The organism is Pseudomonas yamanorum (genome assembly GCF_013386765.1).
GTDB lineage: Bacteria > Pseudomonadota > Gammaproteobacteria > Pseudomonadales > Pseudomonadaceae > Aquipseudomonas > Aquipseudomonas yamanorum_A.
This window is the reverse complement of record NZ_JACARE010000029.1, coordinates 18,165-32,545: the sequence shown is the minus strand read 5'-3', so window position 1 is coordinate 32,545 and position 14,381 is coordinate 18,165. Positions and strand designations below refer to the sequence as shown.

14 protein-coding genes are annotated in these 14,381 nt (G+C 62.5%); 8 read left to right on the top strand and 6 right to left on the bottom strand.

The genetic code is table 11. The features are described 5' to 3' along the window. Nucleotides 1–113: 113 nt before the first annotated feature. Entirely contained in the window at nucleotides 114–944 is an 831-nt protein-coding gene (locus HX875_RS22750; protein ID WP_177045919.1) for an IclR family transcriptional regulator, read from the bottom strand. Nucleotides 945–1,186: 242 nt separating this feature from the next. Here HX875_RS22750 and HX875_RS22745 point away from each other — a divergent pair, with 242 nt between their 5' ends. Genes HX875_RS22745 through HX875_RS22715 form a run of 7 tightly spaced genes read left to right on the top strand, consistent with a single transcriptional unit; the run spans nucleotide 1,187 to nucleotide 7,635 of the window. After that, on the top strand, nucleotides 1,187–2,215 hold the full coding sequence (locus HX875_RS22745) for an ABC transporter ATP-binding protein (protein WP_177045917.1): 1,029 nt from the start codon (nucleotides 1,187–1,189) through the stop codon (nucleotides 2,213–2,215). Continuing rightward, nucleotides 2,212–3,057 (top strand): ABC transporter permease, encoded by an 846-nt coding sequence (locus tag HX875_RS22740; RefSeq protein WP_177045915.1) that lies wholly within the window; start codon nucleotides 2,212–2,214, stop codon nucleotides 3,055–3,057. The genes HX875_RS22745 and HX875_RS22740 overlap by 4 nt, the downstream gene beginning before the upstream one ends. 4 nt (nucleotides 3,058–3,061) lie before the next feature. Continuing rightward, complete coding sequence (locus HX875_RS22735) at nucleotides 3,062–3,856, top strand: ABC transporter permease (protein ID WP_010175265.1); 795 nt, start codon at nucleotides 3,062–3,064, stop codon at nucleotides 3,854–3,856. Further along, on the top strand, nucleotides 3,856–4,146 hold the full coding sequence (locus HX875_RS22730) for a (2Fe-2S)-binding protein (RefSeq protein ID WP_063028847.1): 291 nt from the start codon (nucleotides 3,856–3,858) through the stop codon (nucleotides 4,144–4,146). Before HX875_RS22735 ends, HX875_RS22730 begins: the two co-directional genes overlap by 1 nt. Continuing rightward, a complete protein-coding gene (locus tag HX875_RS22725; protein WP_177045913.1) occupies nucleotides 4,143–5,486 on the top strand; it encodes an FAD/NAD(P)-dependent oxidoreductase in 1,344 nt (447 codons plus the stop codon). Before HX875_RS22730 ends, HX875_RS22725 begins: the two co-directional genes overlap by 4 nt. Beyond that, the gene (locus HX875_RS22720; protein ID WP_177045911.1) at nucleotides 5,483–6,586 is read left to right on the top strand and encodes an NAD(P)/FAD-dependent oxidoreductase; all 1,104 of its coding nucleotides are present in this window, start codon (nucleotides 5,483–5,485) and stop codon (nucleotides 6,584–6,586) included. Before HX875_RS22725 ends, HX875_RS22720 begins: the two co-directional genes overlap by 4 nt. 17 nt (nucleotides 6,587–6,603) lie before the next feature. Continuing rightward, on the top strand, nucleotides 6,604–7,635 hold the full coding sequence (locus HX875_RS22715) for an ABC transporter substrate-binding protein (RefSeq protein ID WP_177045909.1): 1,032 nt from the start codon (nucleotides 6,604–6,606) through the stop codon (nucleotides 7,633–7,635). Nucleotides 7,636–7,743: 108 nt separating this feature from the next. On the opposite strand, the gene HX875_RS22710 is transcribed toward HX875_RS22715, so the two are convergent. The 5 genes from HX875_RS22710 to HX875_RS22690 form a co-directional block, all read right to left on the bottom strand. Further along, the gene (locus HX875_RS22710; protein ID WP_177045907.1) at nucleotides 7,744–8,631 is read right to left on the bottom strand and encodes an EamA family transporter; all 888 of its coding nucleotides are present in this window, start codon (nucleotides 8,629–8,631) and stop codon (nucleotides 7,744–7,746) included. Continuing rightward, nucleotides 8,628–9,320: a hypothetical protein gene (locus tag HX875_RS22705; RefSeq protein WP_177045905.1), complete on the bottom strand. Its 693-nt coding sequence runs from the start codon at nucleotides 9,318–9,320 to the stop codon at nucleotides 8,628–8,630. The genes HX875_RS22710 and HX875_RS22705 overlap by 4 nt, the downstream gene beginning before the upstream one ends. A gap of 110 nt (nucleotides 9,321–9,430) precedes the next feature. Beyond that, the gene (locus HX875_RS22700; RefSeq protein ID WP_177045903.1) at nucleotides 9,431–10,726 is read right to left on the bottom strand and encodes an NAD(P)/FAD-dependent oxidoreductase; all 1,296 of its coding nucleotides are present in this window, start codon (nucleotides 10,724–10,726) and stop codon (nucleotides 9,431–9,433) included. Next, on the bottom strand, nucleotides 10,723–11,811 hold the full coding sequence (locus HX875_RS22695) for a polyamine ABC transporter substrate-binding protein (protein ID WP_177045901.1): 1,089 nt from the start codon (nucleotides 11,809–11,811) through the stop codon (nucleotides 10,723–10,725). The genes HX875_RS22700 and HX875_RS22695 overlap by 4 nt, the downstream gene beginning before the upstream one ends. 161 nt (nucleotides 11,812–11,972) lie before the next feature. Next, entirely contained in the window at nucleotides 11,973–13,331 is a 1,359-nt protein-coding gene (locus HX875_RS22690) for a glutamine synthetase family protein (RefSeq protein ID WP_177045900.1), read from the bottom strand. A gap of 141 nt (nucleotides 13,332–13,472) precedes the next feature. Here HX875_RS22690 and HX875_RS22685 point away from each other — a divergent pair, with 141 nt between their 5' ends. Continuing rightward, complete coding sequence (locus HX875_RS22685; RefSeq protein ID WP_177045898.1) at nucleotides 13,473–14,381, top strand: helix-turn-helix domain-containing protein; 909 nt, start codon at nucleotides 13,473–13,475, stop codon at nucleotides 14,379–14,381.

The window sequence follows — 14,381 nt, the reverse complement described above, 5'->3', positions numbered from 1 at the left end:
TTTCAGGCCGCCGTGCTGTTGATTTTGATCTTGATCTGACTGCCCCAAGAGCGAAACCCTAAGCAGCCGTTACCGCAGGAACGGATATGTACTCAACCCCCATTTAATCTCAGCTACCCACCAAAGATCTGCGAAGGCCGCCGCAACGTCGGATCAAACGGATTAATCCTCGGCCCGATCGCCGCCGCCTCGCGCTTCAACAACTCCACCACCGTGGGCAACCGCCCCGGCCCCAACCGGTCGCTGATGGTCGCCACACTCAACGCCGCCACCGCATGCCCATTGCGATCCAGAATCGGCACCGCCAACCCGGCCATGCCCTCCAGCACCCCGGTATTACGCGCCGCATACCCCAACCGCCGCACACTCTCCACCTCCGAACGCAAAAACACCTCGTCGTACAGGTGAAAATCCTTGAGCCGCGGCAGGTTGTAGCGAATCACCGTCTCCCGCTCTTCCTCCGGCAGGAACGCCAGGATCGCCAAACTGCCCTGCCCCACGCCCAAAGCCACGCGCCCGCCAATGTCCCCCGTAAACGTGCGGATCGGATACGGCCCTTCACTACGGTCCAGGCAGATCGCATCAAACCCGCTGCGCGCCAGCAGGAACAACGAATCCCCCAACGATGCACTGAGGCGCAACATGCTCGGCCGCACCAGGTCCCGCAGGTTGCCGGTGTTCCCTGCATTCGCCGCCAGCGCAAAGAACTCCAGGCTCAGCCGATAACGCTTGCTGCGCGCATCCTGCTCCACCATGCCCTCGTCCATCAGGCTGCGCAGCAAGCGGTGAGTGGTGGGTTGCGACAACCCCACCTGCTGCGCCAGTTGCGTCACCCGCTCCCCACCGTCCGGCGCCGCCCCCAGGATACGCAGCAGCGCGAACAACCGTGAGACGCCACCGGCGCCGACTTCTTTGACACTTTCATTCCGCTCAGTGGAATCCATAAGCCGATATCTCGCACAAAATTCTGATCAGTGAATGAAACTGAAAAAAGTACTCTATCCAGTGAAATTCTATCTTCCGCCATCCTAGTCTTTCGCCCTAATCTGCGTCCACAGGGGCGAAATGAACAACTAACGGCAGCCGACTCAAGATCGAGCGCCAACGCACCCGCAACACCCTTTTCGCATCTGCCCAAAACAAAAAAGCGCGTTTCGACGCGACTCAAAAAAGGTGGAACGCAGACATGGCTTTTCTCCAACTCAACGCCTTGAGCAAACGCTACGGCGCCGTCGACGCGGTGGTCGCCACTGATCTTGCGGTGGAAAAAGGCGAATTCGTGTCCCTGCTCGGCCCCTCGGGCTGTGGCAAGACCACCACCTTGCAAATGATCGCCGGCTTCGTCGACGTCACCGGTGGCCAGATCCTCCTCGACGGTCGCGACATCACCCACGCCAAACCCGCCAGCCGTGGCCTGGGCGTGGTGTTCCAGAGCTACGCCCTCTTCCCCCACATGAGCGTGGCCGACAACGTGGCCTTCGGCTTGAAGATGCGCAAAGTGCCCGCCAGCGAGATCGCCAGCCGCGTCAAGACCGTGCTGGAACTGGTACGCCTGGCGCCCCACGCCGCGCGCTACCCGCGGGAACTCTCCGGCGGCCAGCGCCAGCGCGTGGCCCTGGCCCGCGCCCTGGTGATCGAGCCGCCGGTGTTGCTGCTGGACGAGCCGCTGTCGAACCTCGACGCCAACCTGCGCGAGGAGATGCAGTTCGAAATCCGCCGCATCCAGTGCGAAGTCGGGATCACCACCTTGATGGTCACCCACGACCAGGCCGAAGCGCTGTCCATCAGTGACCGGGTGGTGGTAATGGAGGCCGGGCGCGTCACGCAGATCGACGCGCCGTACAAACTCTACGAACACCCACGCACGCGGTTTATCTCCGACTTTGTCGGCAAGGCCAATCTGCTGACAGGCGACTTCGATCAACTCGGCGCGCCGCAAGTACGCTTCGCGCCCGGCAACGGCGAGCTGACCCTGAGCCTGCGCCCGGAAAAGATCGACCTGGTGGCTCCGGACAGCGGGCGCCTGCAAGGCAAGATTCTCGACAGCTATTTCTTCGGCAGCCAATGGCTGTACCGCATCAACACCGAGATCGGCGAGTTGACCGTGGTGCGGCGCAACGACGGCAGCGCGCCGCTGGGTTGCGGCGCGGCGGTGGGCCTGGATTGGGAGTCGAGCCTGCTGCGGGTGCTGGCGGCCGATGAGGTGCATCCATGAGCCGTGGCTACCTGTTGTCGTTACCGGCGCTGCTGCTGTTCTTTGGGCTGCTGATTCTGCCCCTGGGCCTGACGCTGGTGCTGTCGTTCAACGTGTTCGATTACCAGGTGGGGGTGAAGGCCGATGAGTGGACCTTCGCCCATTACCTGTCGCTGTTCAGCGATTCGTACTTCTACGAAATCTTCTGGCGCACCTTCTGGATCAGCGCCCTGGTGACCTTGCTGTGCGTGGTGATCGGGGTGCCCGAGGCCTATATCCTCAGCCGCATGGGCACGCCGTGGCGCTCGATCTTCCTGATCCTGATCCTCACCCCGCTGCTGATTTCAGTGGTGGTGCGGGCGTTCGGCTGGAGCCTGCTGCTGGGCGCCGATGGCCTGGTGAACCAGGTGATCCAGGCCCTCGGCGGCAAGCCGGTGAAGCTGCTGTACACCTCGTTCGCGGTGATCATCGCGCTGGTGCACGTGATGCTGCCGTTCATGATCATCCCGGTGTGGACCTCCCTGCAAAAGCTCGACCCATCGGCGGAACAGGCGGCGCTGTCCCTGGGGGCCAGCCAGGCCACGGTGATGCGCAAGATCGTGTTGCCGCAGGTCATGCCCGGCGTGCTGTCCGGCACCCTGATCGTGTTCGGCCTGGCCGCCAGCTCCTTCGCGATCCCCGGCCTGCTGGGCGGGCGCAGGCTGAAGATGGTTGCCACGGTGGTCTACGACCAATACCTCTCGGAACTCAACTGGCCCATGGGCGCGACCATCGCGGTGGTGCTGCTGTTGGTCAATCTGCTGATCATGCTGAGCTGGAACCGCATGGTCGAAGGCCGCTACAAAAAGTCCCTGGGAGTATAAGACGATGTCCAGAAACGGTCCTTTGGCCCTGGGCTTTCACGGCCTGGTGGTGCTGTTCATGATGGCGCCGCTGGTGGTGGTGTGCCTGGTGGCGTTCACCCCGGAGAACACCTTGAGCCTGCCCACCTCGGGCTTCTCCCTGCGCTGGTTTCACGCGGTGTTCGAGCGCGCCGACTTTATCCAGGCGTTCTATAACAGCCTGGTCCTGGCGTTCGTTGCCGCCACGCTGGCGACCTTGATTGCAGTGCCGGCGGCGCTCGCGATCAGTCGCTACCAGTTCCCCGGCCGCAACTTCTTCAGTGCGCTGTTCCTCTCGCCCATCATCATCCCGCACCTGGTGCTGGGGGTGGCGATGCTGCGGCTGTTCGCAATGATGGGCGTCAACGGCAGTTTCACCTGGCTGATGCTGGCCCACGTGGTGATCATCACGCCGTACGTGTTGCGCCTGGTATTGGCCGCCGCCATCGGTATCGACCGCAGCGCCGAGCAGGCCGCCGAATCCCTCGGCGCCAGCCGCTTCACCCTGTTTCGCCAGATCACCTTGCCGATGATTCTGCCCGGCGTTGCCGGCGGCTGGTTGCTGGCGTTCATCAACAGTTTCGATGAGGTCACCTTGTCGATTTTCGTCAGCTCGCCGGCCACCCAGACCTTGCCGGTGCGCATGTACGTGTACGCCACCGAATCCATCGACCCGATGATGGCGGCCGTGTCGGCGCTGGTGATTGCCTTGACCGCGGCGGCGATGATTTTGCTGGACCGGGTCTACGGCCTGGACCGCGTGCTGGTAGGGAAACATTGATGGCTCTGTTCAAGCGACTGGCCGAGACCCAGCGGCCAACCCTGGCATTCACCCTCGACGGGCAGCCCGCCACGGGCTTGCTCGGCGACACCTTGCTCACCGCCGTACTGACCTGCGCCGAACACCTGCGGGGCAGCGACTTCAGCGCCGAGCGCCGCGCCGGGTTCTGCCTGATGGGCGCCTGCCAGGATTGCTGGGTGCGCCTGGAGGACGGGCGCCGCGTACGCGCCTGCTCGACCCTGCTGGAAGACGGCCAGGCGATTCGCCGTGATCCGGGGCGCCAGGCATGAAGAACGTGGTGATAGTGGGCGCAGGCCCGGCGGGCATTACCGCAGCACGGACCTTGCTGGACCATGGCGTAACCCCGGTGCTGGTGGACGAAAGCCTGCGCGGCGGCGGGCAGATTTATCGGCGCCAACCGGCAAATTTCCAGCGCTCGCCCAAGCAGTTATATGGGTTTGAAGCGGGCAAGGCGACGGCACTGCATCGCACCATGGACGAGCTGGCAACCCTGATCGACTACCGCCCGGAAACCCTGGTGTGGAACGCCGAAAACGGCCGCCTGGACATGCTCAACAACGGCCACGCCGAAAGCCTCGAGTACGCGCAGATCATCGTCGCCACCGGCGCTACCGACCGTATCCTGCCGGTGCCGGGCTGGACCTTGCCCGGCGTATACAGCCTGGGCGCTGCGCAAATCGCGCTGAAGTACCAAGGCTGCGCCATCGGTGAGCGCGTGGCGTTTTGCGGCAGCGGGCCGTTGCTGTACCTGGTGGCATATCAGTACGCCAAGGCCGGGGCCAAGGTGGTGGCGGTGCTCGACAGCGCACCGTTCAGCGCGCAATGCCGTGCGTTGCCGGCGCTGCTCGGCCAGCCGGCGACCCTGGCCAAGGGTCTGTATTACCGCGCCTGGCTCACGGCCCATGGCATCCCGGTGCATCAAGGGGCAACGCTGTCGCACATCGACGGTGAGCAGCGGGTCACGGGTATCCACTGGGATCAGCAGCGCATCGCCTGTGACGCCGTGGCCTTCGCCCATGCCCTGCGCAGCGAGACCCAACTGGCGGATTTGCTCGGGTGTGAATTTGCCTGGAACCCATTGAACCGCGCCTGGTTGCCCCAGCGTGACAGCGCCGGGCGTAGCAGTGTCGCGGGTGTGTACTTGGCGGGCGACGGCGCTGGAATCATGGGCGCCGATGCGGCACAGATGGCAGGTGAGCGCGCGGCGTTGGCATTGCTGGAAGACACCGGCGTCGCCATCGACCAGCGTCGCGGGCCCGCTCTTGAGCAGCAACTGGCAGGTATCCAGCGTTTTCGCCACGGCCTGGAAACCGCCTTCCCGTTCCCGGAAAACTGGGCGGCCAAAGCCCCGGATGAATTGATCCTGTGCCGCTGTGAAGAAGTCAGCGTCGGCGAGGTGCGTGCGGTGGTGGATGAAGGCCATTGGGAAGTGAACCGGGTCAAGGCCCATTGCCGGGTGGGCATGGGCCGTTGCCAGGGCCGGATGTGTGGTTTGGCCGCGGCGGAAATCATTGCCGAGCGCAGTGGCCGCAGTATTGAAAACGTTGGCCGCCTGCGTGGCCAGGCACCGATCAAGCCGTTGCCGTTTGGCGTGGAGGTGCAGCCATGATCGACAGCGAAGTGATCGTATTGGGCGGCGGGATTGTCGGCGCCTCGGCAGCCTTGATGCTGGCGCAAAAAGGCCGGCGTGTGGTGCTGGTGGAGCGCGACTTTTGCGGCTCCCATTCCAGCGGCGTGAACTATGGCGGCGTGCGCCGCCAGGGTCGCCCCTTGCATCAATTGCCGTTGTCGCAACGCTCCCATGAGCTGTGGTCCGACCTGCCGGGGCTGATCGGGATCGACGGCGAATACGTGCGCTCCGGGCATCTGAAACTGGCCCGCAGTCACGACGACCTGGCCGCGTTGCAGGCTTACGCCGACGCCACCCGGGGCTTTGGCCTGGGGCTGCAGATGCTGGATCACGCTCAACTGCGCGCCCGCTTCCCGTGGGTGGGCGATGTGGCGGTCGGCGCTTCGTTATGTCCCGAAGACGGCCACGCCAATCCCCGCCTGGTCTCCCCCGCCTTTGCCCGCGCCGCGCAACGCCACGGCGCCCGGGTGATGGAGCAAACCGAAGTGACCCACCTTGAACATGACGGCCAGCGGTTTCAGTTGCGCTGTGCCAATGGGCTGCAGCTGCAAGCTCCGTGGCTGCTGAACTGCGCCGGCGCCTGGGCCGGCACCGTGGCCGCGCAGTTTGGCGAGCCGGTGCCGATGACCTCGGCGCACCCGGCGATGCTGGTGACCGAGCCATTGCCGGTGGTGATGGACGTCAGCACCGGCGTCGAAGGCGGCGGGATTTATGCGCGGCAAGTCGCCCGGGGCAATTGCATCCTCGGTGGCGGTCGCGGCTTTGCCCTGGGCCCGCAACAAGCGCGCCCGGGGCAAGCAGCAGTGCTGGAGATTTTGCGCAACGCCGGCGAGTTGTATCCGTTCCTCAAGGGTGCCCAGGCGATTCGCACCTGGAGCGGCACCGAAGGTTATCTGCCCGACCACGAACCAGTGATCGGCGACAGCAGCACCCAACCCGGCCTGCTCCACGGTTTCGGCTTTGCCGGCGCCGGGTTCCAGCTCGGCCCTGCGGTCGGTGAAGCCCTGGCAGAAATCGTCTGCACGGGGGCCAGCCGGCAACCCATCGAAGCGTTTTCCATCCGTCGTTTCCAAGTCTGAGAGGAAGATTTATGCACATGATCAAACGTACTGCGCTGTCTTGCCTGTCCCTCGCCCTGTTAAGCACAGCGGCCCACGCCGCACCGACGCTGTACCTGGGCATGAACGGCGGCACCATGGAACGGGTCTACGCCGACAAGGTGCTGCCCGCGTTCGAGAAGGCCAATAACGTGAAAGTGGTGATCGTGCCGGGCACCTCGTCGGACATCCTCGCCAAGGTGCAGGCCAACAAAGACAACCCGCAGATGCACGTGATGTTCCTCGACGACGGCATCATGTACCGCGCCATCTCCATGGGCCTGTGCGAGAAGCTCACGCCTAACCCGACGCTGGACCAGATTCCGGCCAAGGCGAAAATCAAGGAAGAGGCGGTTGCCGTAACCCTCGGCGTCACCGGCCTGGGCTACAACGCCAAGATGTTCAAGGAAAAAGGCTGGGCGGCACCGACGTCATGGATGGACCTGGCCGACCCGCGCTTCAAGGATAAGGTGGTGTTCCAGTCCCTGGCCTCCTCCACGTTTGGGCTGCATGGGTTCCTGATGTTCAACCGGATCCAGGGCGGCAGCGAAACCAACGTGGAGCCTGGGTTCAAGGCGTGGCCGAAAACTATCGGGCCCAACGTGCTGGAATACATCGCCAGCTCGGCGAAGATCTCCGAGATGGTGCAGACGGATGAGGCGGCAATCTTCCCGCTGACGCCGACGCAGGTGACCACGCAGCAGTTGTTGGGTGTACCGATGGAGTATGCGCAGCCTAAGGAAGGGGCGGTGGTGTTGAACGTCGCGGAGTGTGTGATTGCGCGTAATGACCAGCCGGAGTTGGCGCAGAAACTGGCGCAGTTTTTGTTGACCGCTGAAGCGCAGGCGCCGGCTTTGGAGTTGGGGGATCAGATTCCGTCCAACCCGACGACGCCGACCACCGACAAAACCCGGGCCCGGGTTGAAGCGATGAACAGCTATCTGCAGACGGCGATTTCGATTGACTGGGACCAGGTGAACCAGGCACGGCCAGAGTGGAACGCGCGGTGGAGTCGGTCGATCGAGCGGTAAGGAATGTGGGAGCTGGCTTGCCTGCGATGCAAACAACTCGGTCCTTCAGACACACCGAGTGGATGCCATCGCAGGCAAGCCAGCTCCCACAGAAAAGCAGGCCTGTTGCTAACGCCTGGCTAATCCCACAGCGATCTTCGCCGAATTCACGAAGATCGCAATCCCCACAAACACCAACCCAATCGCGAGAAACTGCCCCAGGCTCAAGCGCTCATCAAAAAACAGCCACGACGCCAGAATCCCCGACACCGGCACGATCAGCGACAACGGTGCGACCATCGACGCCGGGTATTTTTTCATCAGGTTGTTCCACACCAGGTAACCGCCAATCGTGGTGATGTAGCACTGGAAGAAGATCGAGAATCCCGCCCCCCACGTGAAGTCCTCCAGCAGGTTTTCAAACGGCCTGAGCCCCTCAAACCACAACGTCATCAGCAACAGCACCGGCAACGAAAACAGGCTGGACCAGACGATAAAGGCGATCATGTCTGCGGGCTTTTTCACCTTGACGATCAGGTTGCACACCGACCACGCGACCGCCGCCAGCAGCACCAGCATAATGCCCAGCGTGGTCGAGGTCTTGTTAGACAGGTACAGGATCAACAGCAACCCCGCCACCGCGAACGCCATCCCGGCCATGTGCACCCGGTTGATCGACTCATTGAGGAACAACCCGCTCAGCACGATGGTGAAAAATGCGCTGAACTGCAGGAACACCGAGGACATCCCCGCCGACAGCCCGTTGTACATCGCAATGTTCACCACGCCCCAGAGCCCGGCGCCGAACAGCACACCGTAAGTGGCCAGCGTGCAGTACGACACGCCGCGCGGCCTGCGAATAAAGAACACCAGCGGGATCGCGCAGAACGTGAAGCGCAACAACGTCAGTAAAAACGGGTCCAGGGATTGCAGCCCCAGGCCGATCACCGAAAAGTTGGCCCCCCAGATCACTGTCACCAGCACCCCGGCCAATAAATCCAGCTTGCTCATCTTCATGCCGGCTTCGACTCCAGGGCCTTGGGCTGGATGCCGTAGTAGACGAAGTTGTCGAAGTCTTCGTGGCGGTAGGTGTCGTGGCGCTCGTAGTAGTTGTACACCACCGAGAGTTTTTGCTCGGTCAGCGTCGGCTCGCTGTCGTGCAGGGTCTTGCGGCCTTGCATGATCAGCAGCGAGCCTTTTTTGGCGAAGATATTCCGGTGCTCGGTCCAGGGCTCCTTCTTGCTCGGATGGGAACGATCGATCTGCATGCGCAGCGGTGCTTCCTGGTTGGTGGTGAGGAACAGCAACACGGTGATGCCGTTGGTGTCGTAATGCAGCCCCAATGTGCCGCCGCCCGGTGGATAGGCCTTGATGTTGATGTCGGAAAGCGGATACGGCGACACCACCACATCGGTATGGGTGACCAGGCTGACCAGCGGCACCAGGCTGTGGTAGATCGCGGTCAGTTCCGGCAGGTACCAGCGAATGTCGTCGCCCTTGAAGATATGGTGGTTGTATTCACCGCCCAGGTCCGACACCGCATCGGTGCCCAGGCTCTGGTGCCTGACCAGGTCGACGCCTTGTTCCTCGATGATGCTGTTGACCCGCGCGCCGAGCGCATCACACAGGTCTTCGGGGATCAGGTCGTCGATGACGGTGGCGAGGTTGTAGAAGTAGTCGTGGCGATGCTGGTTGACGTTGAACATTTTTTTCCTCCCTGGATTGAAAATGCAGCGGGGAGGAATCTACTCAAACGTTTCAGGCGGGGTAACTGACCGTACGGCCAGTTGAAATGCAGGATGAAATATGGTCGGGATCAAAGCATCTCCCGCACCCGATACCACAACATCCCCAATGCCAGCAGCGGCGAACGCAACGCCTTGCCACCCGGAAAGGTCATATGCGGCACCTGGCTGAAAATGTCCAGGCCCTGGCTCTGACCGGCATGAATCCCTTCCGCCAGCAGCCGCGCGCACCAGTGGGTCACGTTCAACCCATGCCCCGAATAGCCCTGGGCATAGAACACATTCGGATGCTGCTTCAAGCGCCCCACCTGCGGAAAACGGTTAGCCGTAATCCCAATCTTCCCGCCCCACTGAAACTCAACCGCGGTATTAGCCAGTTGCGGAAAAACCTTGAGCATCTTCGGCCGCATGTACGCGGCGATGTCTGCCGGATCACGCCCCGAATAATGACAGGCGCCACCAAACAACAAGCGTCGGTCGGCTGAAAGCCGGTAGTAATCCAGCCCGACTTTCTGGTCACACAGTGCCAGGTTCTGCGGGATCAACTGGCTGGCCAACTCAGCCGGCAGCGGCTCGGTCGCGATGATGTAGCTCCCTGCCGGGAGCACCTTGCCGCTCAGCTTCGGCTCCAGTTCGTCCAGGTGTGCGTTGCACGCCAGCACCAGGCTGGCCGCGCGCACGGTGCCGGAGGCACAACGCACCTGCACCGTGTCGCCGTGGATCAACTCCAGCACCGGACTGTTTTCAAAAATCCGCACACCGAGGGATTCAGCTACAGCGGCCTCCCCCAGCACCAGGTTCAACGGGTGCAAATGCCCGGACCCCATGTCCACCAATCCGCCCGCATACAACCCGGAACCCACCACCTGCGCCATATCCTGTGGCGCCACCAGCCGGGTTTCGGGCGTATAGCCCAAGGCAGCCAGGCTCTCCAGTTCGCCCTGAAACGCAGCGAACTGCGCCGCAGTGTTGGCCAGTTCGGCAAACCCCCAGCGCAGGTCGCAATCGATGCCATGCTCGCGAACCCGCTCGCCCACCAGCGCCACCGAATCAATCCCGGCCTGTTGCAGGTAACGCACGCCCTCCTCGCCCACGTATTTGGCAAACCCCGACACGTCATGCCCAATCCCGCGAATCAACTGCCCGCCATTGCGCCCGCTGGCGCCCCAGCCAATCCGCCGGGCCTCCAACAGGATCACCGACAGGCCACGCTGGGCCAGTTCGATGGCGGTGTTGACCCCGGTGAAGCCACCGCCGATCACACACACATCGGCCGTCAGGTCAGCCCCCAGCGCGGGTCGCTGTGGCATGGCGTTGGCCGAAGCCAGGTAATAGGAACGGGCGTGCTCGGACGGGGAACGGTTCATTTGTTGGTCTTCACTTTGCTCCAGGACCGCGTCATCAAGCGCATGACGGCAGGCGTCGGGGTGGTGGAAATGTAGAGTTTGTCGAGCACTTCCTGGGACGGGTAGATCTCGGGGTTGTTCACCAACTCCGGCGCCATGAAAGCCTTGGCCGCCGGGTTCGGGTTGGCGTAGCCGACGCTGGCGCTGACCTTGGCGATCACTTCAGGGTCCAGCAGGTAGTTGATAAAAGCGTGAGCCTCTTTCGGGTTGGCGGCGTCTGCCGGGATGGCCAGCAGGTCGAACCACAGGTTGCTGCCTTCCTTGGGAATCGAGTAGGCGATGTTCACGCCGTTCTTGGCTTCCTTGGCGCGGTTGGCCGCCTGGAACACGTCGCCGGAATAACCGAACGCCACGCAGATATCACCGTTGGCCAGGTCCGAGATGTACTTTGAGGAATGGAAATAGGTGATGTACGGCCGCAGGGTCAGCAGCTTGGCTTCGGCCTGTTTGTAATCTTCGGGATTCTCGCTGCGGGGGTCCTTGCCCATGTAGTTGAGGATCGCCGGGAACAGTTCGTCCGCCGAGTCGAGGAAAGCCACACCGCACTCGTGCAGCTTCTTGATGTTCTCGGGTTCAAACAGCACGGCCCACGAGTCGATATGGTCGATGCCCAGCACCTGCTTGACCTTGTCCACGTTGTAGCCGATGCCGTTGGTACCCCACAGGTACGGCACCGAGTGCGCGTTGCCCGGGTCGTTTTTCTCCAGCAGCTTGAGCAGCTTGGGGTCGAGGTTCTTGTAGTTGGGCAGCTGCGAGCGGTCGAGTTTCAGGAACGCGCCGGCCTTGACCTGGCGTGCCAGGAAGTGGTTGGACGGCACCACCACGTCATAGCCGGTGCGCCCGGCGAGCAGTTTGCCTTCCAGGGTCTCGTTGGAGTCGAACACGTCGTAGATCACCTTGATCCCGGTCTTGGCCTGGAAGTCGGCCAAGGTGGTCTCACCGATGTAGTCGGTCCAGTTGTACACACTGACCGTCTGCGCGGCATGGCCCGCGCTGCTGAACAACGCCGCCAAGGCCAGCGGGAGAAGCTTTTTCACCAGACGCATATCGACACCCCTTTGCTTGATTGATTTTTATGTATTCGTAGCAGCTGTCGAGCACCAGCGAGGCTGCGTAGCGGTGTATCTGACACAGCTGCGGTGGCCCCGACGCAGCCTCGCTAAAGCTCGACAGCTGCTACGGGTCGGGTTGAAACGCGCTGATATCGTCAGACGCTCAGCAACAGGAACTCACGTTCCCAGGAGCTGATGACCCGCTTGAAATTCTCATGCTCGGCGCGCTTGACCGCGACGTAGCCACGCACGAACTTGTCCCCCAGGTACTGCTTGACGGTGTCGCACTCTTCCATGCGCGCCAGGGCGTCTTCGATGGTGATCGGCAGGCGCAGGTTGCGGCGCTCGTAGGCGCGGCCTTCCACCGGCGCACTGGGCTCGACCTTTTCGACCATGCCGAGGTAGCCGCACAGCAGGCTGGCGGCGATGGCCAGGTACGGGTTGGCGTCGGCGCCCGGCAGGCGGTTTTCCACGCGCATGGCGTCGGGGCTGGAGCTCGGCACCCGCAGGCCGACGGTGCGGTTTTCTTCGCCCCACTCGACGTTGACCGGTGCCGAGGTGTCCGGCAGGAAGCGGCGGAACGAGTTCACGTTGGGCGCGAACATCGGCAGCAACTTGGGGATGTACTTCTGCAAGCCGCCGATGTGGTTGAGGAACAGCTGGCTCTTGTTGCCGTGTTCATCGACAAACACTTGCTTGCCGGTGGCGATTTCCACCACGCTCTGGTGCAGGTGCATCGCGCTGCCGGGCTCGTCGGCCACGGGTTTGGCCATGAAGGTGGCCGCCACATTGTGCTTGAGCGCCGCCTCACGCAGGGTGCGCTTGAACACGGTGATCTGGTCGGCCAGGTCCAGGGCGTCGCCGTGGCGGAAGTTGATTTCCATCTGCGCCGGGCCGTCTTCGTGGATCAGGGTGTCGAGGTCCAGGCCCTGGGCTTCGCACCAGTCGTACACGTCTTCAAACAATGGATCGAATTCGTTGGCGGCGTCGATGGAGAACGACTGGCGGCCACTTTCGGCACGGCCGGAACGGCCCAGCGGGGTTTTCAGCGGCAGGTCAGGGTCTTCGCATCGCTGAGTCAGGTAGAACTCCATTTCCGGCGCGACAATCGGCTGCCAGCCCTGGTCGGTGTAGAGCTGCAGGACCTTTTTCAGCACGTTGCGCGGCGACAATTCGATGGGGTTGCCCTGCTTGTCGAAAGTGTCGTGGATCACGATGGCGGTGGGCTCGATGGCCCACGGTATGACGTAGGTGGCGTTGGACACCGGGCGGCAGATCATGTCGATGTCGGCTGGGTCCAGCAGGTCGTAGTAGATCTCGTCGTCGACAAAGTCCCCGGTTACCGTTTGCAGCAACACACTTTCCGGCAGGCGCATGCCTCGCTCATGCAGGAACTTGTTGGTGGGCGAAATCTTGCCGCGTGCGATGCCAGTCAAATCACTGATCACGCATTCGACTTCGGTAATCTTGTGTTCTTTCAGCCAGGCGGACAGCTGATCGAAGGGGGCGTTCATAAGGACCTCGTCATGGGTTGGATGCTGCGCCGACGGGCTTCCCTCGCGGCGCATTGAGGTCTATCTTGGGCCAGCCGTTCAACGGCATCTATCCACTTTGCGCCAACCATAACGCACCAATAGAGTGCGCCCAGGTTACCCATGACACAGGCAACAGCTTTGCGCGTACAGGCCTTCACCACCGGTGATGTGGCCGCTCAATGCAGTGCGACACCCGGTTGGGTGCAGCAGTACCAGCAGATGTCCCCGGGGCATTTTGCCGGGCAGATCCGCTACCTCGACCTGCAAGGTGTGGAGGTGTATGAAGAGCGGATGAACACCCGGGTGGAGCAGAATTTCAATGCGCCGCCGGGCTCCCTGGCGTTCTGTTTCGATGGCAGCGACAACGCGCTGTATGTGCTCAATGGCGAGAGCCGCAACACCTGGATCACCCCGGAGAACTACCGCGAAGTGGCGGTGGTGTTCGGGCCGCAGTTTGTCCAGCACCACGGCCTGGATGTGGCGAAGCTGGAGGGGTTGTTCATGGCCCCGCTCAACTCCCTGCAGAACCCGTTGTTCAGCCGCTGGCTCAGCGGCACGCTGACGCGGCTGTCGGCCACGTTTGATCCGCCAAGTCGTGATGCCCTGACGCAACAACTGCTGGACGACTGCCTGTTCATCCTCGACAACGCGTGTGTGTGCCTGGACCAGGGTTCATTGCAGCGGCGGACCGAGGAGCGAATCATCATGGCGCGCATTGGTGAATGGGCGGCGGATGTGCCGGATGAAACCGTCAACCTGCTGGAGCTGGCGCGCATTGCCGGAGTGCCGTTGCGTCAGTTGCAGCATGGGTTCAAGACGTATACCGGGATGAGTCCGGCGCAGTGGTTGAGGTTGCGCCGGTTGAACTGTGCGCGGCGGGAGTTGTTGAACCCGCCGTCGGTGGACACCACCGTGGCCGAGGTGGCGATGAACTGGTCGTTCTGGCATTTGGGGCGGTTTTCCAAGAGTTACCGGGCGTTGTTTCAGGAATTGCCGAGCGAGACCCTCAAACGCCACCGATCAATGTAG

Bases quoted from the DNA above. Each gene is read 5' to 3' on its own strand.
- HX875_RS22690 (WP_177045900.1), bottom strand. From the start codon at position 13,331: ATGAACGCCCCCTTCGATCAGCTGTCCGCCTGGCTGAAAGAACACAAG.
- HX875_RS22745 (WP_177045917.1), top strand. From the start codon at position 1,187: ATGGCTTTTCTCCAACTCAACGCCTTGAGCAAACGCTACGGCGCCGTC.
- HX875_RS22730 (WP_063028847.1), top strand. From the start codon at position 3,856: ATGGCTCTGTTCAAGCGACTGGCCGAGACCCAGCGGCCAACCCTGGCA.
- HX875_RS22700 (WP_177045903.1), bottom strand. From the start codon at position 10,726: ATGAACCGTTCCCCGTCCGAGCACGCCCGTTCCTATTACCTGGCTTCG.
- HX875_RS22720 (WP_177045911.1), top strand. From the start codon at position 5,483: ATGATCGACAGCGAAGTGATCGTATTGGGCGGCGGGATTGTCGGCGCC.
- HX875_RS22685 (WP_177045898.1), top strand. From the start codon at position 13,473: ATGACACAGGCAACAGCTTTGCGCGTACAGGCCTTCACCACCGGTGAT.
- HX875_RS22725 (WP_177045913.1), top strand. From the start codon at position 4,143: ATGAAGAACGTGGTGATAGTGGGCGCAGGCCCGGCGGGCATTACCGCA.
- HX875_RS22710 (WP_177045907.1), bottom strand. From the start codon at position 8,631: ATGAAGATGAGCAAGCTGGATTTATTGGCCGGGGTGCTGGTGACAGTG.
- HX875_RS22695 (WP_177045901.1), bottom strand. From the start codon at position 11,811: ATGCGTCTGGTGAAAAAGCTTCTCCCGCTGGCCTTGGCGGCGTTGTTC.
- HX875_RS22735 (WP_010175265.1), top strand. From the start codon at position 3,062: ATGTCCAGAAACGGTCCTTTGGCCCTGGGCTTTCACGGCCTGGTGGTG.
- HX875_RS22715 (WP_177045909.1), top strand. From the start codon at position 6,604: ATGATCAAACGTACTGCGCTGTCTTGCCTGTCCCTCGCCCTGTTAAGC.
- HX875_RS22705 (WP_177045905.1), bottom strand. From the start codon at position 9,320: ATGTTCAACGTCAACCAGCATCGCCACGACTACTTCTACAACCTCGCC.
- HX875_RS22740 (WP_177045915.1), top strand. From the start codon at position 2,212: ATGAGCCGTGGCTACCTGTTGTCGTTACCGGCGCTGCTGCTGTTCTTT.
- HX875_RS22750 (WP_177045919.1), bottom strand. From the start codon at position 944: ATGGATTCCACTGAGCGGAATGAAAGTGTCAAAGAAGTCGGCGCCGGT.